25 protein-coding genes are annotated in these 22,207 nt (G+C 48.0%); 16 read left to right on the top strand and 9 right to left on the bottom strand.

The window, feature by feature from the left end; all coding sequences use genetic code 11:
* Window positions 1–38: 38 nt before the first annotated feature.
* The gene (locus ACOJUO_RS09450) at window positions 39–839 is read right to left on the bottom strand and encodes a carbon-nitrogen hydrolase family protein (protein WP_422139636.1); all 801 of its coding nucleotides are present in this window, start codon (window positions 837–839) and stop codon (window positions 39–41) included.
* Between the two features lie 365 nt (window positions 840–1,204).
* Here ACOJUO_RS09450 and ACOJUO_RS09445 point away from each other — a divergent pair, with 365 nt between their 5' ends.
* Together ACOJUO_RS09445 and ACOJUO_RS09440 are read left to right on the top strand one after the other, a co-directional pair.
* On the top strand, window positions 1,205–1,978 hold the full coding sequence (locus ACOJUO_RS09445; protein ID WP_422139635.1) for an NRDE family protein: 774 nt from the start codon (window positions 1,205–1,207) through the stop codon (window positions 1,976–1,978).
* Between the two features lie 205 nt (window positions 1,979–2,183).
* Window positions 2,184–2,615 (top strand): hypothetical protein, encoded by a 432-nt coding sequence (locus tag ACOJUO_RS09440; protein ID WP_422136477.1) that lies wholly within the window; start codon window positions 2,184–2,186, stop codon window positions 2,613–2,615.
* Window positions 2,616–2,700: 85 nt separating this feature from the next.
* On the opposite strand, the gene ptsP is transcribed toward ACOJUO_RS09440, so the two are convergent.
* Both ptsP and rppH read right to left on the bottom strand, forming a co-directional pair.
* On the bottom strand, window positions 2,701–4,974 hold the full coding sequence (gene ptsP / locus ACOJUO_RS09435) for a phosphoenolpyruvate--protein phosphotransferase (protein ID WP_422139634.1): 2,274 nt from the start codon (window positions 4,972–4,974) through the stop codon (window positions 2,701–2,703).
* A gap of 220 nt (window positions 4,975–5,194) precedes the next feature.
* Window positions 5,195–5,695 carry an RNA pyrophosphohydrolase gene (gene rppH / locus ACOJUO_RS09430; RefSeq protein WP_422136475.1) on the bottom strand — a complete coding sequence of 167 codons (501 nt, stop codon included), beginning with the start codon at window positions 5,693–5,695 and terminating at the stop codon, window positions 5,195–5,197.
* Window positions 5,696–5,955: 260 nt separating this feature from the next.
* On the opposite strand from rppH, the gene ACOJUO_RS09425 reads away from it, so the two are divergent.
* From ACOJUO_RS09425 to ACOJUO_RS09415, 3 genes are all read left to right on the top strand, one after another.
* Window positions 5,956–6,612, top strand: a complete 657-nt coding sequence (locus ACOJUO_RS09425) for an HAD family hydrolase (RefSeq protein WP_422139633.1) — start codon at window positions 5,956–5,958, stop codon at window positions 6,610–6,612.
* A gap of 146 nt (window positions 6,613–6,758) precedes the next feature.
* Window positions 6,759–7,517: a tryptophan 2,3-dioxygenase family protein gene (locus tag ACOJUO_RS09420; RefSeq protein WP_422139632.1), complete on the top strand. Its 759-nt coding sequence runs from the start codon at window positions 6,759–6,761 to the stop codon at window positions 7,515–7,517.
* The gene (locus ACOJUO_RS09415; RefSeq protein WP_422139631.1) at window positions 7,507–8,628 is read left to right on the top strand and encodes an aminotransferase class V-fold PLP-dependent enzyme; all 1,122 of its coding nucleotides are present in this window, start codon (window positions 7,507–7,509) and stop codon (window positions 8,626–8,628) included. Before ACOJUO_RS09420 ends, ACOJUO_RS09415 begins: the two co-directional genes overlap by 11 nt.
* Here ACOJUO_RS09415 and ACOJUO_RS09410 read toward each other — a convergent pair whose 3' ends face one another.
* Window positions 8,629–9,822, bottom strand: coding sequence for a class I SAM-dependent rRNA methyltransferase (locus tag ACOJUO_RS09410; protein WP_422139630.1), 1,194 nt, complete (start codon window positions 9,820–9,822; stop codon window positions 8,629–8,631).
* A gap of 333 nt (window positions 9,823–10,155) precedes the next feature.
* On the opposite strand from ACOJUO_RS09410, the gene ACOJUO_RS09405 reads away from it, so the two are divergent.
* The 7 genes from ACOJUO_RS09405 to ACOJUO_RS09375 all read left to right on the top strand — a co-directional run bounded on the left by ACOJUO_RS09405 (window position 10,156) and on the right by ACOJUO_RS09375 (window position 14,895).
* A complete protein-coding gene (locus ACOJUO_RS09405) occupies window positions 10,156–10,476 on the top strand; it encodes a hypothetical protein (RefSeq protein WP_422136470.1) in 321 nt (106 codons plus the stop codon).
* 100 nt (window positions 10,477–10,576) lie between these two features.
* A complete protein-coding gene (locus tag ACOJUO_RS09400) occupies window positions 10,577–11,389 on the top strand; it encodes a phytanoyl-CoA dioxygenase family protein (protein ID WP_422139629.1) in 813 nt (270 codons plus the stop codon).
* Window positions 11,390–11,475: 86 nt separating this feature from the next.
* On the top strand, window positions 11,476–13,056 hold the full coding sequence (locus ACOJUO_RS09395; RefSeq protein WP_422139628.1) for a hypothetical protein: 1,581 nt from the start codon (window positions 11,476–11,478) through the stop codon (window positions 13,054–13,056).
* Between the two features lie 243 nt (window positions 13,057–13,299).
* Window positions 13,300–13,650: a hypothetical protein gene (locus tag ACOJUO_RS09390; protein WP_422136467.1), complete on the top strand. Its 351-nt coding sequence runs from the start codon at window positions 13,300–13,302 to the stop codon at window positions 13,648–13,650.
* A gap of 27 nt (window positions 13,651–13,677) precedes the next feature.
* Entirely contained in the window at window positions 13,678–13,890 is a 213-nt protein-coding gene (locus tag ACOJUO_RS09385) for a hypothetical protein (RefSeq protein WP_422139627.1), read from the top strand.
* Between the two features lie 106 nt (window positions 13,891–13,996).
* Window positions 13,997–14,179 (top strand): HipA family kinase, encoded by a 183-nt coding sequence (locus ACOJUO_RS09380; protein ID WP_422136466.1) that lies wholly within the window; start codon window positions 13,997–13,999, stop codon window positions 14,177–14,179.
* Between the two features lie 125 nt (window positions 14,180–14,304).
* Window positions 14,305–14,895: a DUF3037 domain-containing protein gene (locus ACOJUO_RS09375; RefSeq protein WP_422139626.1), complete on the top strand. Its 591-nt coding sequence runs from the start codon at window positions 14,305–14,307 to the stop codon at window positions 14,893–14,895.
* Between the two features lie 125 nt (window positions 14,896–15,020).
* On the opposite strand, the gene ACOJUO_RS09370 is transcribed toward ACOJUO_RS09375, so the two are convergent.
* Window positions 15,021–16,538 carry an IS1182 family transposase gene (locus ACOJUO_RS09370; protein WP_422137198.1) on the bottom strand — a complete coding sequence of 506 codons (1,518 nt, stop codon included), beginning with the start codon at window positions 16,536–16,538 and terminating at the stop codon, window positions 15,021–15,023.
* On the opposite strand from ACOJUO_RS09370, the gene ACOJUO_RS09365 reads away from it, so the two are divergent.
* Together ACOJUO_RS09365 and ACOJUO_RS09360 are read left to right on the top strand one after the other, a co-directional pair.
* On the top strand, window positions 16,523–16,999 hold the full coding sequence (locus ACOJUO_RS09365) for a hypothetical protein (protein ID WP_422139625.1): 477 nt from the start codon (window positions 16,523–16,525) through the stop codon (window positions 16,997–16,999). The two genes, ACOJUO_RS09370 and ACOJUO_RS09365, sit on opposite strands and share 16 nt — an antisense overlap.
* The gene (locus tag ACOJUO_RS09360; RefSeq protein WP_422139624.1) at window positions 16,992–17,234 is read left to right on the top strand and encodes a DUF6364 family protein; all 243 of its coding nucleotides are present in this window, start codon (window positions 16,992–16,994) and stop codon (window positions 17,232–17,234) included. The genes ACOJUO_RS09365 and ACOJUO_RS09360 overlap by 8 nt, the downstream gene beginning before the upstream one ends.
* 157 nt (window positions 17,235–17,391) lie before the next feature.
* On the opposite strand, the gene ACOJUO_RS09355 is transcribed toward ACOJUO_RS09360, so the two are convergent.
* Together ACOJUO_RS09355 and ACOJUO_RS09350 are read right to left on the bottom strand one after the other, a co-directional pair.
* Window positions 17,392–18,060: an N-acetylmuramoyl-L-alanine amidase gene (locus ACOJUO_RS09355; protein WP_422136463.1), complete on the bottom strand. Its 669-nt coding sequence runs from the start codon at window positions 18,058–18,060 to the stop codon at window positions 17,392–17,394.
* A gap of 138 nt (window positions 18,061–18,198) precedes the next feature.
* Window positions 18,199–18,510: a hypothetical protein gene (locus ACOJUO_RS09350; protein ID WP_422136462.1), complete on the bottom strand. Its 312-nt coding sequence runs from the start codon at window positions 18,508–18,510 to the stop codon at window positions 18,199–18,201.
* 175 nt (window positions 18,511–18,685) lie between these two features.
* On the opposite strand from ACOJUO_RS09350, the gene ACOJUO_RS09345 reads away from it, so the two are divergent.
* Together ACOJUO_RS09345 and fliO are read left to right on the top strand one after the other, a co-directional pair.
* The gene (locus ACOJUO_RS09345) at window positions 18,686–18,847 is read left to right on the top strand and encodes a hypothetical protein (protein WP_422136461.1); all 162 of its coding nucleotides are present in this window, start codon (window positions 18,686–18,688) and stop codon (window positions 18,845–18,847) included.
* Window positions 18,844–19,308, top strand: coding sequence for a flagellar biosynthetic protein FliO (gene fliO / locus ACOJUO_RS09340; protein ID WP_422136460.1), 465 nt, complete (start codon window positions 18,844–18,846; stop codon window positions 19,306–19,308). Before ACOJUO_RS09345 ends, fliO begins: the two co-directional genes overlap by 4 nt.
* A 24-nt stretch (window positions 19,309–19,332) precedes the next feature.
* Here the strand turns inward: fliO and ACOJUO_RS09335 are convergent, their stop codons facing one another.
* The gene (locus ACOJUO_RS09335; RefSeq protein WP_422139623.1) at window positions 19,333–21,429 is read right to left on the bottom strand and encodes a neutral/alkaline non-lysosomal ceramidase N-terminal domain-containing protein; all 2,097 of its coding nucleotides are present in this window, start codon (window positions 21,427–21,429) and stop codon (window positions 19,333–19,335) included.
* Window positions 21,430–21,750: 321 nt separating this feature from the next.
* Window positions 21,751–22,095: a hypothetical protein gene (locus ACOJUO_RS09330; RefSeq protein WP_422136458.1), complete on the bottom strand. Its 345-nt coding sequence runs from the start codon at window positions 22,093–22,095 to the stop codon at window positions 21,751–21,753.
* Window positions 22,096–22,207 lie beyond the last annotated feature (112 nt).

Below are 22,207 nucleotides of genomic sequence, written 5' to 3'. Positions count from 1 at the left end.
CTGAATCCATCGACCGCACAATTACAGGAACAGTTCTTTCAGAGTACGCGATGTTCAAAGCAAGGCATTTGCTTTCTGATCTCCTGCAGTGCTTTTATGTTCAGCTCGGTGGTCAGTACACAGGGAGTGTTATCGGCCTCTGCAAGCACTTCACCCCAGGGCGAAACAATCATGCTGTGTCCCCAGGTTTCTCTCTTGTTGGGATGAGTCCCGCCCTGGTTAGCCGCCAGAACATAGCAATGGTTCTCGATAGCGCGGGCTCTTAATAACGGCTCCCAGTGGGCCTGACCAGTCACCCTGGTAAATGCGGAAGGTACAGTAATGATTTCTGACTCCCTGACTCTCAGTTCTCGATAGAGCTCCGGAAAACGAACGTCATAGCAGATGGTCAGGCCTGTTCTGGCAAATTCCATATCCACTACATTCAGATCATTCCCCGGCGAATAGTCATCGGATTCCCTGTAACGGCGAGTGCCGTCCGATATATCGGCATTAAAGAGATGGATCTTGTCGTAGCGGGTGACTTCATTACCCTTGGGGTCATAAACAAAGCAGGACGCCCTGCTGTTCTCTCCTTCATTGACGACACAGGGTATAGACCCCCCTACCAGCCAGGCCCCGAATTGTCGGGCAATGCGGGACATCCAGTTTCTGACCACGCTGGTATTGTTGCCCAGAGCGGGAATATCCCCCCCCAACTGAGCAAAACATTCAGGCAGCACAATTATGTCAGCTGAAGACTCCATGCTTGAAAAAAGATCTTCTGCCTGCTTAAGATTGGCTTGAACATCAGGTCCGGAACACATCTGGACCACAGCAGCGGTTACCGCTTTACTCATAGGCTTTCCCCTCTGCCATAGGTTAACCTCTCCAGTTTAATAGATCTGATAATACCAATCGAACTTTCTAACTCGCTATTGCGCTGAAGATTTGAGCCTTAATCCTGCGTTGGCGACCGTCGCCATAGCCAAGGCGCAAATCTCCATGCTCATCACGGGAGTTAGAGAGCACAATTGGTATTAGACCCGTCTCTCAAGAAGCCGATTTACACCAGCATTCAGATCAGATTGAGCAAAGTTTACTTTAGATAATGTTGTTACTTGTTAACCGAATCTCGTTTATTGTTATCGTCAGACAACATCCCGACTCGCAGCGGTTTGTTGAATTTCAGCAATGTTTATAAAAAAAGAGATGATCTCAATCTATGTGTCTGATTACCCTGCACTGGCAACCAGAGGCTCAGTACCCGCTGATTCTGGCTGCCAACCGCGATGAGTTCTATGAGCGGCCAGCAAGAACCATTCACTTCTGGGAAGACAATCCGGAGATTTTTGGTGGCCGGGATTTAGAAGCTGGAGGCAGCTGGCTGGCCCTGAGTCGCAAAGGCAGAATGGCCGCAGTCACCAACTATCGGGAATCGCCTGTTTACCCGGGAACCCTGTCCCGTGGTCACCTGGTAAGTGATTTTTTAAATAGTGATCTGTCACCCAAAGAATTCCTGAACCAGATTCATCTTAAAGCGGATCATTACTCCGGCTTTAACCTGTTGGTCGGTGATTCCAGCGGTCTTTACTACTACTCCAATCGTATGGGTCGTGTTGTTTCACTGAGGCCTGGCTTCCATGCCCTTAGCAATCACCTCTTGAACAGCCCCTGGCCCAAGCTGGAGAAAGTCAGGCAGGGACTGGCGCTGCATGTCAAGCATCATCAGAAACCCGAACCTGAAGGCTTGATTTTTATGATGCACGACAGTTCAAAAGCGCCCGATGACCAACTTCCCGATACCGGTGTAAGCCAGGAGCAGGAAAAGTTTCTATCCAGCTGCTTTATGGCCAGTGAACATTATGGAACCCGAAACACCAGTGTCCTGATTCTCGACAAACAGGGTTCTCTCAGCTGGACCGAGCAAATCTATCTGCCCTACGGAGAAACTGGAAAAAAACTCCGGTTCTCAATGTCATTTCCAGTGTCATGGTAGCCAGCCACCTGATTGGTCGACCTAAAAAAAGACCACAAAGCAGCCAAAAGCAGCTAACTTTCATAGCATGTAGTTTGTCTCTATTCCTATTAGAAGGTCTGAAACATCGCTTTCAGCATCTTCCGAAAAGTGCACGTTTTCGCAGTCAATACGAAGTCACCGAACCCCGCACTAGAAATACGGGGTATCCTGTTGAGGTAAAACGATGAGATCACAAGCTCTGATCCGACTTTATCAGTCCCTGCTGGCCGCGCTGGTGCTGTTGTTCTCCATGACCCTGCAAGCCGCTGGAGGTTGGCAGCAAATTGGCGAAAAGCATATAATCCCTTCTCAAGACACGGCAACCATCAAAATATCTTCTGCAGACGAAGATACTTCCTACAAAACCATCAAATTTCATATCACTCAGGGCAGCTTGAAGATTCGTTCTGCCAAGGTGCATATGAGTGACGGACAAGTGATTGACCTGAGTGTCCAGAAGTTAGTGCTGCCAGGACTGGAAACACGCGGATTCCCGATTCCTGACCATGGCCGCTCTATTAAAAAAATTGTACTTTATATTCAGGCTCCCCTCGATCACTCATCCAATGTGGTGGTCTATGGAATCAAAGCTGACACTTCCGAGAAGAAATCCTAGCTCTGATACAAAGTTTCTGTCGTGTTATCCTTTTCAAAGCTCAGGATCTTCTGTCAGCGACTCAGACCATGGAAGGTCTGCACTACTAGCTGGAGAAGCGCTTGCTTTTGATACCCATGACTTTACCAAGTCCCTCACGACAAAGAGCCAACTCCAGCGAACTCCTGATCAAATGAGAATTGTCCAGCATCATCACGTCATCAAGAATCTCTCTGGCTCTTTCCAGAGTGATTTTCCTAAGCGCCCATTTCACCTTGAGCAAGTTGGTGGCACTCATGGAAAGCATGTCAAACCCCATGGCCATAAGAAGAACAGAAGCGACTGGATCACCGGCCATTTCACCACAAATACCGACGGTTCGGCCTTCTTTATGACAATCTTCGACCACTTTTCGAAGCGCCTGCAAAACAGCCGGATGGAAAGAGTGATATAAGTCAGCCACCCTGGGATTATTTCGATCCACTGCCAGAAGATATTGCGTGAGATCATTGGAACCGATCGACATGAAGTCTACACTCTGCGCCAGTTCACGGACCTGATAGACCGCAGCAGGAACCTCAATCATAACTCCGACGGGAGGCATCACAACCGATAAACCTTCAGCTGACACTTCGCCATGCGCTCTGTGGATAAGATGCAGTGCATCTTCTACTTCATAAACACTGGTCACCATTGGCAACATGATTCGAAGATTATCCAGTCCAACACTGGCTTTAAGCATCGCCCGGATTTGAACCAGAAATATTTCCGGATGATCCAGGGTTACACGGATACCTCGCCACCCCAGGAAGGGGTTGTCTTCCTGAATGGGAAAGTAAGACAGAGCCTTGTCCCCGCCCACATCCAGCGTACGCATGGTGACTGGTCTGGGGGCAAAGGCTTCAAGCTGCTGACGATAAATTTTTTCCTGCTCTGCTTCACTGGGGAATCGTTCCTTGAGCATAAAAGGAACTTCGGTACGATAAAGACCGACACCTTCTGCTCCACGATCCAGTGAACGAACCGTGTCAGTCATAAGACCGGTATTAACCCACAGTGGTAAACGGTGATTGTCCGGGGTAACACAGGGCAGGTCACTGATTGCTTCAAGCCCTTCGCTGAATTCTTTTTCTTCTTCGACAACGGCCTGATAGTGTTCCAGCAGTTCTCTGGAAGGCGAGGCATAAACCAGCCCAAGGTTGCCATCGACAATCAGTTGCTTGCTGGACATCTTGTGATAGGGCAGATCGACTGCCCCCATTACGGTAGGAATGCCCAGAGCCCTGGCCAGAATGGCCGCGTGGGAATTGCTCGAACCCTGAATAGAGACAAGGCCCACCAGCTTCTCCTGGGGAACATCTGCCAGCATACTGGCCGTCAGTTCTTCACTAATCAGTATGGTTTGATCGGGGTAGGTTATGCATTCATGATCGTGTTGCTGGATACTGGCAAGAACCCGACGACCCAAGTCTTTTACATCAACCGCACGCTCACGCATGTAGGGATCGTCCATCATTTCAAAAGTACGTACGTGCTCGTCTATTACCTGCCTGAGCGCTCCCGGTGCCCAGTTACCCTGCTTCACCCGGTTCCTGATTTCCAACCCCAGAGCATTGTCGTCCAGCATCCGAAGATAGACATCAAATAATGCTTGCTCTTCTGCCGGCAGATGGCCAGAAAGTTTTTCGGCTGTGGCCTTCATTTCCGAACGAACCGACTCCAGAGCCAGATCCAGAGAGTCCAGTTCTCTTTTGATGTCGTGACAGGTACGATCAGGAACGGCCCCCAAATCCGCCACCGGAGAAGCGACAACGGCTTCACCAATGGAAACACCGCTCGCGCCAGGCGTCCCCTGAAAGCGAGCTGTCTTGCGGGTATTGACCGTAACATGCAGGGAACCTGTGGCCTCAGCATGGGCAATGACACCTGCAAGCTGGGCAGACATGGTGACCAGAAAAGCCTCTTCATGCTCGTCAAACCGGCGTTGTTCTTTTTGTTGAACCACCAGCACACCCAGAATCATCCGATGATGAATGATGGGAACCCCAAGAAAAGCATGAAACTTTTCTTCACCGGTTTCTTTAATGTAACGATATTTAGGATGAGAGGAAGCTGCTTTCAGATTAATGGGCTCTTCTCTGAGACCGACCTGACCGATAAGACCTTCAGACTGGAATAAACGAGCGACACCGACAGCCTTTTTATTGAGGCCCTCTGTCGCCATAAGCGTATAGGTAGCCTGTTCAGCATCGTAGAGATAGACTGAGCAGACTTCGGTATTCATCGCATCCCGAACCCGCCGCACGATAATATTTAGCGCAGCCTGCAAATCCGAGGCGGCACTGACTTCCTGTACAATCGTACGCAGGGTGTTCAGCATGGTGACTTAGTCCAGTCTGCTTATCTGTCTCCTGTGTCTGCTATCTAAAAATAACAGACGCCCGTCTCTGTTGTTTACCATGAAATGGTTTCTGTGTGATGACTGTCAGAAACAGGCTTTCATCACGCAAGTGCAAGGATAGCACCTCAGTGAATATTATCTGTGCCTTTCAGGCTGATGTCAGCATTGGCAACAGTCTCAGTGTCAAAAGTCATGACAATTACACATTGTTAGCTTGATTAGCTTGCAGGCGTCCTATTCGGGGAACCAGCTCGCGCAAAGCACGGCGATAGACCTCCCTTTTAAATGAAACGACCTGCCCCAGGGGATACCAGTAGCTGACCCATCGCCAGCCATCAAACTCCGGTGATCCCGTATGATCCACACTAACCCGGTCATCACTGCTTAGCAGCTCCAGCAAAAACCATTTCTGTTTCTGCCCAATGCAAAGCGGATGCTGATCCCTTCGAACCAGTCTTCTGGGCAGGCGATAACGCAGCCAGCCACGAGTGCACGCCAGAACGTTTACGTCGTCCGGCTGAAGCCCAATTTCTTCATACAGCTCGCGATACATGGCATCTTCGGGGGTTTCATCATCGTTTATGCCCCCCTGGGGAAACTGCCATGCTTCCTGTCTGATTCGCCTGGCCCACAGGACCTGTCCGTGATGATTAGCGAGGATTATGCCCACATTGGGCCTGAATCCATCTGTGTCAATCACGTAAGCGACTACCTTAAACTATCTATTGCTTTGCATTGTTTCATAAACCGCTGCACAACGGCAATCAAGATCTTTGCAATCAGGATGCCACTTTTGATAATTAATCAATTATTACTCTTCAAAACTGTGACAAGAGTATTAACATGAGAAACAATTTCTCGCCGTTTTCGCTTTCCTAAGAAATCATGAACAGCCTCTCAGAAGATTTTCATAGTACAATCAGCAAACATTTATAGCAGCGCAGTCTGGCAGGAGGATTTGTGGCTCTGGCAATCTTTGATCTTGATAACACCCTGATAGCCGGTGACAGTGACTATCTCTGGGGACAATTCATGTCCCATGAAGGCATGGTGGATGCAGCCAGCTTTCATGATGGCAATGAATATTTCTATCGTCAGTATGAAGCGGGTACGTTGGTACTTAGCGAATACCTCGACTTTTGCCTTGAACCACTGACCCGTTACACTCTGGACGAACTTAAAGTCCGACATGACCAGTTCATGGAACAGACCATTCGCCCCATCATGCTGGAAAAAGCTGCGAACCTCCTGAAAAAACACCGCCAACAGGGTGATCACCTGATGATCATAACCGCCACCAGCCGATTTGTTACCGAGCCCATTGCCAAAGCCTTTGATGTCGATACGCTACTGGCCATTGAGCTTGAGATTAAAGATAACCGCTATACAGGCAAAGTGGTCGGCACACCGACTTTTCAGGAGGGAAAGGTGATCCGCCTTAAGCAATGGTTGCAGGAAAATCCGGCATATTCTCTGGAAGGCAGTTACTTCTACAGTGATTCAAAAAATGACCTGCCCTTGCTGGGTCAGGTAGATCACCCGTTCGCGGTTGATCCTGACCCTGAATTGACCACAGTTGCTCATGAGAAAGGATGGCCCGTCATCAGCCTCAGATAAATCTATTTTACTCTTTAAGAACCGTCCGTTTCTGTGCTTTATTTATGAGGTACCAGCGAATTCTCTATTCATTGCTGGTACCTCCATTGCAGCAGATTGGCCTTACCCGGACCTCTGCTCACAATCATCAAAAAAGCGGAGAAACAATGGACAGATCCCACTTCTACGCATTAATGGAAGGTGAAGGTAAGCTGGACTACGAAGTCTATCTCAATACCTCACAGATTCTGAAAGCCCAGAAGCCCATGGCTGATCTTTGTAATAAAGATGAACTGATGTTTCAGGTCGTTCACCAGATCGAGGAACTCTGGATGAAACTGATCGGTTACACACTTCTGGACATCGATGATTACATTCAAGAAACCAATACTCACCGAATCATCAGCCTGTTCCAGAGAGTACAGCAAACACTTACCCTGATGACCAGCCAGCTGCGTCTGCTGGAAAGCATGTCGCCAAAAGAATATCAGGAAATCCGGTTGCAACTGGGTAATGGCAGCGGGCAGGAATCCCCCGGATTCAGAACCTTGCTGAAAATGCCCCCCTTCCTCTGGGAGAGTTATCAAAAGCATTACCTCGACCAGAAAGGGCTGACGGTAGAAAAGATCTATAACTCACAATACAGTCACTGCGAGGCCTATGTTGTGGCAGAAGCCCTCACCGAATTTGATGAACAGTTTCAGGCTTTCCGTATTCATCATCTCAAGCTGATCTACAGAACCATTGGCATAGGTGCAAAATCCTTAAAAGGCCGCTCTGTTGAACTTCTGCAAAAAGGCATTCAACAGCGTTTTTTTCCCGAACTCTGGGATATCCGTGGCGCAATGACCGATGCCTGGGGCGGAGAATACGGCGTAAAAAGAGACGCCCTGGGCAACACCAAAAATGCCGCTCATGACAACTGATATTCAAGCGCGTTTCCATCGGCCCGAACGAAGCGTCTATCTTCTGAATCACTCGGTTGGCTGTCTGCCCGCTTCCGCCAGTGATGCCTTTCAGAGTCATTTTCTGGAACTCTGGAAACAACAGGGCAGTCACGCATGGGGACAATGGCTCGAAAACCTGACCCGATTCAATGCTGCTCTGGCCAATCTGCTTAACGCTAAAACCCAACAGTTCTGCCCGCAGACCAACCTGTCCAGTGCACTGACCAAAATAGTGGGTTCGCTGCCACCGGCTGCTGCTGGCCAGCATATTTTGATGTCAGAACGAGACTTTCCTTCCATGGGGTTTGTGATCCAGACCCTGTGTAAACGTTTTGGACTGAAGCCCCGCTTCATACCTCACGAAACGAACCTTACAGACCTGAACTGCTGGGATGACATGCTGTCCGACGATGTCTGGCTGGCTTTTATCACTCACGTTCAGTCCAATGACAGTCTGCGCTTGCCCGTAGCTGACATCACAGGACTGACCAAAAAGAAGTCGATAATTTCTATCGTGGATATCGCCCAGTCAGCCGGAGTTGTCCCCATTGACCTTAATACCTGGCAAGCCGATTTCGTCATTGGTTCCAGTGTTAAATGGTTGTGTGGCGGTCCCGGCAGCGGCTATCTCTGGGCCAGTGATGACATCATCGAATGCTGTCAGCCCATGGATGTCGGTTGGTTCTCTCATCAGAACCCCATGGCGTTTGATATTCATCACTTTGACTATGCGGCTGACGCAGGGCGTTTTATGGGAGGAACCCCTTCCATTATGCCTTTTACCGTCTCCGCAGAGAGTATCCGGACTCTGGATCGTATCGGTACGGAAAATATTTTTCAGCATAACCAGAAGCTGATTAATCATATTATCGCTCAAATTAATCAGGGAGAGATTCGTTCTCCAATGCAGGAAAACCGTCGAGGAGGCACTCTGGCCATCTCATTCAAGGATAACCAGAAAGCGATGCAAGCCATGGATCATGCTGGCATATTCTGCGATCAAAGATCCGAAGGTCTGCGTTTTTCACCTCATATTTATAATACGGAAGAAGACGCAGACCAACTGGTTCAGGTTATTAACCGGCTCTGATCAGGCCCGGGTCACTCGAGCAATAATGGCCTTGATGTATTCTGTCTCCGGTATGGCAGGCAGAACGGGATGATCGGGGCCCTGATGACCCTGCTCGATAATTTGCAAATTACGGTCAATATGGCGGCTGCCCGCTCTCAGGGCATCGAACAGTGAATCTTTCTGAAGATGCATGGAGCAGGAACAGGACACCAGAATGCCATCCTTTTCCAGCAACCTCATGGCCAGCTCATTAATCCGGCGATAGGCCTGTTCACCCGCTTTGGTGTCCTTGCGTTTCTTGATAAAGGCCGGTGGATCAACAATCACAACATCGAACTTTTCACCTTCATCCCTGAGAGCTTTCAGGACTGTGAAAGCATCCCCCCGGATAGACTCAACACGATCCCCAAGGCCGTTAAGCCCGGCATTCTCATGGACCAGCTCCACCGCCTGCTCAGAAGCATCAACACAAGTCACCTGACTCGCACCAAAGGCCGCGCATTGAACGCCCCAGCCACCGACATAACTGAAAACATCCAGTACTTTCTTACCGCTGACGTAGTGACGCAAACGCTCGCGGTTCAGGCGATGATCGTAGAACCAGCCTGTTTTCTGGCCTTTAATGACCGGCGCCCTGAAGGTTACACCGTTCTCTTCCAGCTCCACTTTTTCCGGCACTTCGCCATAAGCGACTTCTACATACTCAGGCAGCTTTTCCAGCTGGCGGCCAGTTCCATCATTTTTTAAAAGAATGCCTGAAGGCCTGATCACCTTGACCAGAGCATCAACAATGTCATCCCTGACCGCTTCCATACCGGCAGTGGACATCTGAGCAACAACAATATCGCCAAAACGATCAACCACCAGTCCCGGCAAACCATCGCTGTCGCCAAAGACCAGACGGTAGAAAGGTTTGTCGAATATCCTCTCCCTGAGACTCAGGGCTACCTGAATACGATGCACCAGCAGTGAACGATCCAGGACATATTTGCTGTCCCGACTGACCAGCCGGGCACAGATCAGACTATTCGGGTTGATATAACCTGTCCCCAGAGGTTTACCTTCAGCACTTTCGATATTGATCAATTCCCCTGTTTTGAAATCTCTCAGGGGAGAAGTCCGGGTATCGACTTCGTTGTTGTAGATCCAGAGGTGGCCAGCTTTCAATCGACGATCAGCCCGATTCTTCAGGCGGAGAGTTTTTAACGTCATGGAGTTACTACCAGAGCGGCAAGGAGGAAACAGGAAAAGAGCCATTATAAGGGTTCAGGGCGCTTCGGTCATGCCGGGATGTTTATCACTCTGTGCTGACCCTTATCAGTGATTGACCTACCAGTGCTTTTCGACACCTGAAAAAAAGAGGCTCTCGTTAAGTGTTTTTCTCTGAAAAAGCACTAAAAAGCTAACCAACATTCTGGTAAGTCGCAAAAAATCGACAGACATACGAATTGGTTACAAGATAATCCGTCTTTACTCTGCAAGTTATTAACTTGCCTGGAGCCTGACGGGTCATAATTCCGGCGGACTCCTGTAGGAGTAATGACTATGAGAGCGCGTCTTCAAGAGAGTCTGGCTGAAATGCTTCTGGGATTTAATGACCTGGAAGATCTTGAGCAGATTATGTCTCTGGTAGAATCTGCCAATAAAGGGTCAGCCTCCGGTGCCAATCACTTTGTCGAGAATGCCGGCCAGGCTATTCAGCCACACGATTTGAAAAACTTCCTTCGTCTCTATCCGATGGCGCAGGCCATGGTGGCCATGGTTCGCCATTATGAACTCAACAAAGAAACCGATACCCTCAAGATCGTTCTCGAATCCCTGCTGGAAGGTTTGGAAGAAAGAGAAGCCGACGAAACAATCCACTGAAAAGAGTCTCAAAGGCTGCTTATTCAGCTCAGGGCTGTTTATTCAGTTCAGGACTGTTTATTCTGAAAGAACACCTGAACTGAATCAGTGAGGCATAAGCATGTTGACTCTGTCAAAGGAAAACAGGCGCCAACTCAACGAGAACGGATACACAGTCATTCCTGATGCCATCCCCCTGCCCCTCTGTGATGACGCAATTGATTTAATCACACAGTTTCTTGAAATTGACCTCGGCGAGCCGGAAAGCTGGTACAAAAAAGACCTGGGTTACAACGGACTTGTTCCCGTTCACCAGCACCAGAGCCTCTGGAATATAAGACAACATCCCAATATTCACACACTCTTCTCTCAGTTCCTCGGCACTGAAAAACTCTGGGTTCGAATGGATAGACTGTCTTTCAAGCCTCCCTCTCTTGACCCCGAAGCAGATCAGCTAAAACGTCATATCCATCTCGACTTTCCGGCTGAAAAACTGACATCGTTGCGCTTGCAGGGCATTCTCTATCTGACCGACACCAAAAAAGACCAGGGGGCATTCTGCTGTGTACCCAGCCTTTTCAAAAAAGATGAGGTTCTTAAGCACCGTGAAAGTCTCTGGTTCTCTGAAGAGGAACTCAGTCAATATCCGATAGAACCTATAGAAGGCGAGGCCGGTTCACTGGTTATCTGGGACTCAGGACTCCCCCATTCTGGCATGCTGAATGTTTCGGACAGACCCAGACTGGCCGTCTACATCTCAATGTTTCCGGTAGGCCTGGAAGAAACGGCTGAAGAACGCATACAACTCTGGCAGGAAAAAAGAGCACCAGAAAAGTGGCGGGGCCTAAACTATCAACAAGATCCGGAACCGGGAGAGCCCGCCCGGCTCACTGAGCTGGGTAAAAAACTGTTGGGGCTGGAGGAATATAACTGACACCCTCTGAACGACCCGGCTTTCAGGTGGCTAAACATAAACGCAACGTCCAGGCTTCCTATTCACTTTTCTATGGAATCCAGAACATGAGTAGCCTGCAGCTTTATCTGGCACTGTTTGTCGGCCCGCTATTCTTGTTGCACGCTCTGTGTTTACAGGCTCAGTCGGCGACTATGCCTGCCCCGGTGTCGTGCGACTCTCTCACAGGACAAACGGCGGGTGTTCAGCGACGGCTAAACCAGTATAGAGAGCTTGTTCACGGACGACAGTGTCTTGTTCTCAGTGCCAACCAGAAAGAAAATTTAGATGAATTGATCCATCAGGCTCCTGAAAATACGGTGATACTGCTCTCTTCCAAAACGGTTCCTGTCAGAGGTAGAAACCCGGTTGAGTACCTTTTGAAAGATCCGATAGTTTTAAAGGATGGCCAGAGCATTATTGGAGCCGCTGATGACGGTTTTGAAATCGTTATCAAGTTCAGAGGTCACGGAGACTTCTACATGGTCAAGGTAGGAACCACTAAAAATTTCCGGTTTGGAGAAAAAAGAGACAGCCATATCAGACACCTTACTTTCCGGCCACTTGGATACACAGCTGGTCACCCAGACGCTGCCCACCCCATACCTGACTCTATTGTTTTCGCAGAATGTTACAACCGGAGACTGATTGTAGAAGACAACATATTCCATCTTCCCAAGAGGTCCGCAATTAATCTTGATTGCAAAGAACCACTGGATGCAACGGCCGATCTTGATCGTCCTGGCCCGGGCCTGCAGTTTGCCAATAACACGGTCAGGGGTTACCTCATCAAGACCTGGTACCTGAACTATATGCCCGAAGATGGGATATTTGTAAATCTTCCTGCTATCAGGAACCAGTTACAGAGAATCACTGTTACTGATAATAGATTCCGGGGCAGAATGGCAGAGGCAGGTGAATTTACTCTCGGGTCCGGAACCCATCTGGATATCTTCAGAAATACCGTAGACATTATCAATGATGGCGTTACTAACACACTTCGCGACGCTCGTGCCCAACGATCGCCCCGGGTGGGAGGCTTTACTCTTATAGGTCATACCGATGCCAATGCAGAGCCTCCTCTCTTTAACCTGGCAGGCAACCGGATCCGGGTAACAGCGCCCGCTATAAACGTCAGCCCCCCTCTTAAGCTGGCCCTGGCCTGTAACCAACTGCAAGCCACCAGTCCATGGCAACAACTGCAACAACACTTCAGCCTGAAAGCTGATGATCCATTACGACTGGGAAGTAAGTGCAAAAAACCGACGACTCCACCCAATGACATGTCAACACCAAGTTCAACGGTTGCCATGCCATCGGCTGGCTCAAGCGTTTCCGTGCCAACAACCATTCCCTATACCATCAGCCAGATTCTAAATACCTGGACGGCCATTAACTCGTCTGCCACGGCCTGTGACGGACTGACCAACTTCGAAGGTCGTTTCTTCTTTGAATCAGCAGTCTGCCCGACAGTCGCTACGACCTCTGCTTTTATTACCGATAGGGCTTTTAGAAGCAACACGATATCTAATAACAGCTTGACCTCCACTTCATCTGGCAGCTTGGCCACCACTTCATCAGCGGATTCAAAAAGAATGACTTGGGGTTTAGGTTTTATAACCATTCTGGCCATATTGCTGGCTCTATAATTGGATGAGGCTCTGATATAAAACAAACTTGGCTCGTCCCAAGCTTGTTAAAGGCAAGGTGACAGCGCACTTAAAAAAACTGCGTGCGTAGGACAGGGAGTATTTCCATAGAATTCTTCAGCATCTCGAAATGACGTATGCTTTTTAGCAAGTATCTCTTTGGTACACCTTGGTTTTCCATCAACCATCGAATAAACTCCCGCATCGGCCTTAAATTACTTTATAAAAAGTACTTTACCAACCATGAAAACCCGCGACCTGCTCAAACTCCCTGACCTCAAACTAGCTCAGGCCATCAACACCATGAAAGGCAAAGAGTGCGAGAAGCACGCCAGAAACTACACCAGAATTCTGGGCGTAGAGTTTGATAAAGCGGTTATGCACGCCACTTACGCCGCCATGTTCAGTCAGAGTGACGAGCCAGTCGATCTGCGTACTTATAAAGCCATAGTGGATCTGGTGGACAGTGATACTGAATATGGCGAAAAGGAAGCAACAATTCTTACAGCACTGCTGTTAGCTCATATCAACCAAAAAATGAAACGGGTTCAATCCGTTGTTTCGCAAACACCTCCAACATTACCCCTGTCGTAAGAAACTACGGGGAAAAGGAAACCGACGATGCTAATGCAGCTATCGGAGTTTACCAGCACCTTACAAAGGCAAGGAGAGGAAGAGCAAGAATCTTCACAGAAATTCTGGGTAGAGAGTCCGAAAAAGCGACTGTGCAAGCCAACCACGCCACCCTGTTCAGTGAGAACGACAAACCTGCCAAGCCATGCAGCTAAAACCACCTTAGATAGAGTGGTTTTCAACACCGATAGATACGATTAAAAGATAGCCAGAACCGGTTCTTTTGAATTTTAAGTGGGTAAGCAGGCTTCATTCACTCCACTGAAGTCGAGCTTTCCTGTCAGCAAGTACACCATCATCTTGAAGTGTGGCTTCTTATATCCTCTTGCCTATTGACCACAATCTTGCATTTGACCCTGACTTCACCAGGGAATCTTTTTTCAAATATCATGTCTTTAATTCAGAACAGGGCCGAATTTTCAGTGATCTGGCAACCATCGCTGAGTGTAAAGAAAGGATGGAGGTCGCATTAACTGACTTTCATAAATGAGCTGAAACGGCTCAAAATGAGTGGCCTTGGCGGGATTTTGAGGAAAGCATGGTGTTTGACCTAGACTCCAAAGCCCTGTTTGCCATACTGGACGAATATACCACCGAACAATTCTGGAGCATGAGATGACTAAATACGCTTGCCGTTATGCCATTGTGCAGTTCATGCCCTACCCTGAGACCGGCGAGTTTGCCAATGTCGGGGTGGTCGCGGTAGTGCCTGGTCAAAATCACTTTGCATTCCAGTTGGAGCTGACCAGTTACGCCCGGCTGACCCAATTTTTCAAACACCTTGACCCCAGGGTTTTTACTCACTCAGTCAAGCACTTGCATGAAGAGTTACTTTACCTGGAAGAATCGGTCAGCAATGGTCAGATGACGGCAGTGCAGGCCTTTGAACTTATTGTTCGTCCTCTTGAAGCTATTCTCAGGTTCAATAAAGAGCGGGTCAAAATGACTCAAAAGCCTCTGGCAATTGCCAATGAGTTGTTTGATCGTTTTGTGCTTCATGATTTTGCCCAGAAGAACAATTATGAGCATGAATTGCAAACTAGCAGCCTGTCGGACTTAAGCGTCCGTAGCGAGGATTGCAAGAAATTGAGGATAAAAGTCTCTGTTTCTGAGGAGAATAGCGAGCTATTTGACGAAGAAACAGAGATTTTTAGACCAATTTATTGCAACCGCAGTAGGACAGTCTTAAGTCCGACAGGCTGCTAGGAGCCTGACCGAGAATAGCGCAACCAGACCAACAGAAGTTTTCCCAAATCTTAAAATGAGCAAAAAATATCCAATTATTAGTGGGATTTTGCTCATTTTTGCATATTTATGCCTTCTCACAGCCTCTATGCTGCCTTTTTAGCCTCTTTCAAATCTTCAAGACGGATTGACCTCGTGGAAGCCGCTTTTACAAATTTTTTGATATTATGCGCAGTGCATACCAGTGAAAATTCCGCTGAAACTTTTTCTTTGCCGCGGAGACTGAACCCTCGGAAACCAGATTCTTTTATCTGTCCAAATGGTGGCTCAGCAATAACTTTACGACGCTCATATATGGCTTTCGCACCGGCTGTCTCCATTTTCTTATTCATAGCCTGACGTGCTTTTTCAAACTTATCGGTACGGATAACCCTGCCAGCCTCTTTCTTTGAATCACTGCAATTCCGACGATAAGGGCATTCCCTGCATACCGTCTTGTTTGCCCGGTAGCTTTTTCTTTTGCTTTTGCTGGCCGGGTTCGTTACCAGCTTTTCCCCTGCCGGACAGATAAATACATCAGCTTCGGAATCATACGCAAAATCCGCTTTGACAAACTTCCTGTCAGAGCTTTCAAGGTCGTCAGCGGCAGGCTTCTCCGCCTTGTCGGTTGCGATATAGGCATCAATCTCATGTCGCTCGACTGTATGTAAGTTTGACCCTGAAAAGTAACCATTATCCATACTCCACTTATCTACAGCCGCGCCATCAGTGGCTCCTGATAATGCCCTCAGCGCCGGCTCCACTTCCTGTACATCGTTGGCGTGTTGGCTGACATGCTGGCCAACAATGATCTGGTTATCGGAATCAACTGTAATTTGAGCATTGTAGCTGTACTCACAATACCCCTTCTTGCTCATCATGCGGGCATCGTGATCTGCAAAACTGATCTGCTTTTTGTCGTCTATTGGTTTGTCTGGATTTAAAGCTTTTTCACGTTCTTCAAGTGCTTTCTTGGCCTCTTTGATTTTTTTCAGGCGCTCTTCTTTAAACTGGAGGTCTTCAGGAATGCTGTAACCATTGGTTGCTTTGTAGGCGTCATCTTCTTCCTGATCACACTGACTGGCTTTTTTGATCAGCTCATCCACTTCGGCACTGAGTTCTGCCTCTTTCGCTTTGAGCCTCCCGTAGCTCATGGCCTTGTGTTTTGAGCTGTTGGCTTTGAACTTGGAGCCGTCCAGGCTGATATGACCCAGTGATGCCATTTTGAGTTCAATGGCCAGTTTGACTGACTGTTTGAAGCAGTCATGGAAAAACGACAGATTATCCTTACGAAAGTCACCAAGAACCCTGAAATTCGGGCAGTTCATTTGTGAGATATACATGAACGCCAAGTCTTGTCGACACCGTCGCTCAATCTCACGGGAACTGAAAACACCATGGCTGTATGCGTAGATCAGAATAGCGACAATGAGCTTTGGAGGGTATGCGTGCTGACCAAGGTGGTGATATTTTTTTTCGACTTCAGACGTATTAATGTTCTGAAAAATGCTTTCATAAATAAAACAATCATGATCTTTGGGAAGCAAATCGAAAACGTTGGTTGGGAACAGCAGATGCTGATCAAACTCAACAGGACTGTCCTTAAACTTTGGTGGTGGTGACATTTGGCATAATCAGAGTTGGTTTAAGGCTTATCATAACAGATAAGCCTATTCTCGGTCAGGCTCCTAGGGTGGGACACTTTCTCCGCAGCTTAAATCTGCGCCATCAATTCAAGAAGGAAAAAATCGGTACTCTGTACCCTGTTACTATGCCGTTAGTGCAGATTACGGAAGAGAATCGGTTAAGAGCGATTCAGCCTCTGCATTTTGACCGTACTGAGCCGGAAAAAATTATTGAGCACGGAAACCTCTGGATTGGCAAACTGAGCACTTTACAAGAGCTTAATGAACTGCCGGAAGACATTCTGATTCCAGTAGAAAAGCCCGTGCATAAAGGCGATGTTCAAAAAGCCTGGACAATGGTTCAGAAAAGGTTAAAAGATTTTGGTGATATTGCTGATGCCAGCAATGAGACAGCAATAGAAAAATTTGCCAAAGGTACGTCAAGAAACCATTATGCATAAACTTACCTTATGGATGAAAGCCAAGCTTGTTGAGCCAGCCGAAGAATATGCTGCCAACCAGGGTAAATCTCTGTCTCAACGGGTAGCTGATTATTTTAATGCGCTAATCCTTGGGGAATCTGATGCCACCAAAAAGCTCACCCCTCTCACACAGAGTCTCAGGGGTGTTATGGCGGATTCTGAAGTATCAAACGAGGAGGATCACAAAAAATACCTTGAGGATAAGTATCTGTAAACATTCTGGTCGAGACCAATATTATCCTGAACGTACTTCTTGACCGCTCTCCCTTTTTAGCCAGCTCTTTTAGCGATTACGAAGACAGTGTGCTTCATGCTTCTGCAATTCAGGCTGGCGCAGAAGCTATTATCACTCGTAATGCCAAAGACTTTACTTATGAACGAGACCCGGCCTCCTTCTGAATCAGTCTGACCGACGTTTCTGTTAACTCGTTAATACTTTGCCAGAAGAGCACTCGCTGCTCTCTATCGTCAGGTTCCAGTGGCTGAAGTCTTTTAAGCGAAGCCTGAAGCTCCTTCGGGCAAACTGATTCGCGTACGGGTCGGGGTTGGTCAGGATAGCTATCGCTAAAAAAACGATCCCAATCAAAGTAACAACCCGGATCAGCCTTTCCCCTGAAACCGGCTATCTGTTCATGGCCAAGAATCCGTTGTGGATCATTCAAACTCGGGTAGTGCTTCTGCAAGTGTTGAATCACATCTTTCAGAGCAGAATATTGTGCATCGGTGAAAGGGAAAACATTCCCATTGAAGTTAACCAACTCTATTCCAATGGCAAAATCGTTGAATGTTTCTTTTTCCTGCCAGCGGCTGACGCCTGCATGCCAGGCTCTGTGAGCCGTACCATTCAGGCAACTGACCAGCTCGTAGACGGTACCGTCCAGATCAATTACCAGGTGAGCTGAAACCTCACACCCCTTACTCGAGACGATGTCCAGCGTACCCTGGAGATCCACAGCCGTATAATGCAAGATCAGAAACTCTACTGGAATTTCCCGGTCATCAAAGTTAGGGCTGGGATGTGAAGTGAAACTTAGAACCATTAATTTGCCTGTAAAAAACCTGGAGTCCGTTGAATTTATAGACTAACCAGCCCACTGCTCTGAGATCAAGGGCGCATTTTAATTGAGCCATGGCCAGTTTTTCAAATGAATGTTTGCAGGATTCAGAACCGATCAACTTCATCTCTTGTTACTTTTCTGATAGCCCTCAATGGCTTCCTGACGACGTTTGCTGACCGCCAGCTGTTCCTGTACACGATCTCGTTCCAGCTGGCAGGCCAATATCATTTCCCGGTAGAGCGCTTGGAGCTCTTTGAGAAGCGCCTTCACCTCTTCGGAGGGGGCTGAGCCACTTTCCAGAGCTTCTTCAATTACCTGACGGGCTTCAGTATCCAGAGCTTCCAGCGTTGTCCAGTCCCGGTTACGGATAGCCTCCCCGAGATTAAAAATGGACTCCCGGAGTTTCCCTTTGGTAATGTCAGGTTTTTTCATCGGTAACCTCTTTACCATCAGCGATGCCAGCCTGAGCCTGAGTGTAGACAGTCATGCTAACGCCATCTGTCATGTGGATTATCCAGAACGATGATCACTCCCATTTATATCGTTGAGTTACTACTATTGTTTATCTTCGGCACATTATTGGTCAACAAGACTTAATACAGTAGACATGACAGCATTACCCTTCAATGATGTGCCTGCACACAAAGCTGTACTGCTTTGGATTATGCAGGCTCTCTCCTGGAATTTTCGCTTCATGCTTTCCCGTGAATATGATAAGAATGGAATGAAGGTGCGTGGACCATTCAAGCGCGAGCAGGAGGCTGCGTGAAAAAACTGTTTTTTTATCTGAAAAGTCTTTCTTTGCTCTCAGGATTTAAAAAATATCCTTATGGGCTCAATCTGCTTTTACTGTCCGGTTTTTCAGCGATTGCTTTTGCAGAAGTAACAACAGACAAGCCAGCCGACCTGAGTCTCACTCAGGTTATTGCGCCTCTGTTTTTTGTCATTGTGCTGATATTTGCCCTGGCCTGGATCGTAAAGAAATTGAACATAGGCACACCCGCCGTTGGCCAGGGAATAAAAGTAGTCTCAAGCGTTCCGGTTTCCAGCCAGGCCAGGGTCTGTCTGATTCGTATAGGCGAAAAAGATATATTGCTGGGAGTCACCAACCAGCAAGTCAATTTGATTCACAGGTTTGATGAATCCCCCCTGCCGCCTGATAACAGGCAAAACCAGCAGGATTTTGCCGTTCAGTTCAAAAACCTGCTAAAAGGTGGAAACTCAAAGTAAGCCGCTACCTTTTTCCTGTTCATTTTATCTTTCACAGGAACGACCTCTTTCCAATCCTGAAAAAGTATTGAGTAAAGATCTCGAGTGGGCGTCAGGATCATGAGCAGAATAATAGAATTCCCCTGATATCGACTCATAGTGTTTTTTCAGTAAACGCCCTCTGGGAATGACCGTGTAATATTCACCGCGAATGACAATGCGATATAAACCTTCTTTGTCGTACATATCGGGTGTCCATTCGACGGTAGCCACTCCCGCCTGCCATTGGAACCGGGTAGTCCAGTCACCATCTGTGGCAACTGTATCCCATGATCCTGTGCAGTCATTCTTCCTCTGCACATAAAAAAAACTATCGAGATCCATGCCTGATCTTGGGTGTGATGCAATATATTGAAGCTTCACTGACTGGCCTGAGTGAATATTATCCTGACTGTCAGTTATTATACTTCCGTATTGGCTATGTTCTTTTTCCGGGATGTTATCCATACGAACACCGTCGTACAGATAACTCAAATCCAACGGCATTGCTTCATCCGAAGGAGGCTGCTCCTCTTTACTCAATTGCCTGGAAAGACTTGAAAAAGCCTGAATCATGGCACTGAGCTCCCATGGACCGAATAAGGTGGATGCTCCCTCATAGTGCTGTTTGTAGAACTCCTCTGCTGTGGTCAGATAGCTGGCATAATCGTTGGAATACCCGGCGATGACAATATGCCTGTCAGGAATCCCTGAAAGTTTTGACAATCTTTTTCGAAGCCGTCTTCCAGCCATAACTGTCGGCTCAACAGGCAAGGCAGCAATCTGAAAATTGCCCAGCCGAGCCAGCATCAATGGCAGGACTTCGGGGACCCAGGGCTGGTTAATGACTTCCCGGTGCATATTGCCTGAGGGAAACACATCATTGAAATAGTGAAAGTTTTTCCGACTTCCCAATGACAGCATGACCGGCTTGGGCTTCTGACATATCAGTTCTTGTTCGGACGGCGAGGTCAGAAAATCGGTTACCATTCTGATCCACCATTGCTCATTCTTGCGGCCTTCATAGGCTCCAAGTAACAACCTCACAAAATAGGGCGGCCGACCATCTTCCGTGCCTGCGGCAAAACTGTATCCCATAGCTGGATTGCAGGTTGTTACTTGCTTCTGCTGCCCTGAATATTCTTGCCGGACTTCGTAGTTGGAAAAGTCCACCCAGTTATGCACCGACTCAATGGGTCCATAAACTCTGTTGCCTCTGGCATTAAAAAGTTCCAGGGCTTTTTTAAACTGTCTTTGACCGATCTCCCTGACATTTTCTTCGGGCGTTTTGCCGGGCCCGGTGCCATCAAGATTCAGGTTAGGTGTCATGTCCCCGGCATTGGTTTGTGGAAAGGCTGCAATGAAAGAATCCACTCCCCAGTTGTACTTTGCATAGCGTTCAAAAGCCCAGCTGGCATAGCCTTTGTTGTCACTGCTCAACAGGAGATTACTGCGGGGATAGGAGACTGCATGGGTTGCAAACCAGGTGATAGCACCTAATGGCCTACCGCCCCGGGCAAACCTGAGTTGCTGAACAAACCGGTCAATAGAACCTCGCCGGCTGGCATCTACATTGTTTTCATAGGCAGACAGGGACCGATTGCGGCTGGCATTGTCCAATAACCCCGTTTTCATCCGGATCTCAGAAGGAGCAAGGTCTTCATGGGCCATCCTGATGGCCTGGATAATGCCCGACACCATCTTTTCAAAAGCCCGGTCATCGAATACGCCATAGGGCATATTGTATAGAAAATGGTGAGACTGACCGGCTGCGGCACTGTGGGTATGAGTCGCTGACAGGATGACGTTGTGGCGGTTATAAAGAGAACCAAACTCTTGTTCCAACCGAGTTAGAACCGCCTGATAAACACTGGCAAAAACCGCTCCCGCATCAATGACCACAATAGCAAGACGATGGCTCTCTCTTCCCTGACTCACTATAAAGGCTCTGGCCCACTGCCGATCATTGATTCCAGCACTTATCTGACTGCTGTCGGCATATCCCATCATGCCACTGCCTACTGCCGAGCCTGTGATGTCTGCTTTACTGACCCCGACCCAATAGGAAGCATTGACCCAGGTTGCCAAAAAGAGAAGTATCAAAAAAAGACTGCCGGAAGAAAAAGTAAACCGGTTCATAAAATTCCCTATCCGTTCAGAAGAGCGGAGTATAGCTAGCTCTCAGATCAGACAAAGCCCATGGGACAGTCAATTGGGGAAAACTACCATAAAAAACCACAACAAAGACACAGTTATCCAACAAGTTATCCACAGGTTGCAGGTAAAACTCTGGTACCCATCCGCTATCTCAAACTCTAGAGGCCGGTTTTCGGGGGGATGCGTTCCCACGCCTGGCGGGAACGAGTTGCAGGAGCTTTGCGAAACGCTCTTTAAGGTGGGAAGAATATCAATTCCACTGGATCGCTATTGCTTCATCATCATGCCGACCAGTTGCAGCATCTGCATTTCTGTCTGGCAAATTCTCTGAAGATCTTCCTGGGTCTCCCGGCTCATATCACCCAATCGATCATTCATTTCATCCTGTCCATGCCATTTTTCAACGGCCATATCTTCCGGGTAAGCCGCCAGCAGTCTGTTATGGAGTCCCTGCTGCTTTTCCCAGAGGACACTCAGCATAATGATAAGAATGGGAGGAGCCTGCCCCGTCAGGGAACGAAGCTTGATATAGGTCCAATACAACTGAGCAATCCGAAAAGTGCTGTTGCGCAGACACAAAAGGGATAGATAAGCTTCTTCCTGATCAGTCATGGAGTGTCTCCTCAGTCCATATAGAACACCCGGAACTCGTTATCAGAAGACTTACGGCTGTCTTCAGGCTTGAGCAATACTGCGGATGAAGATCACTTCGACAGCGTTCAGA

Source organism: Endozoicomonas sp. ALC020, assembly GCF_049275935.1.
In the GTDB taxonomy this organism is placed as follows: Bacteria; Pseudomonadota; Gammaproteobacteria; order Pseudomonadales; family Endozoicomonadaceae; genus Endozoicomonas_A.
Note: the sequence above shows the minus strand (reverse complement) of the source record. Positions and strands in the feature narration are given on the sequence as shown.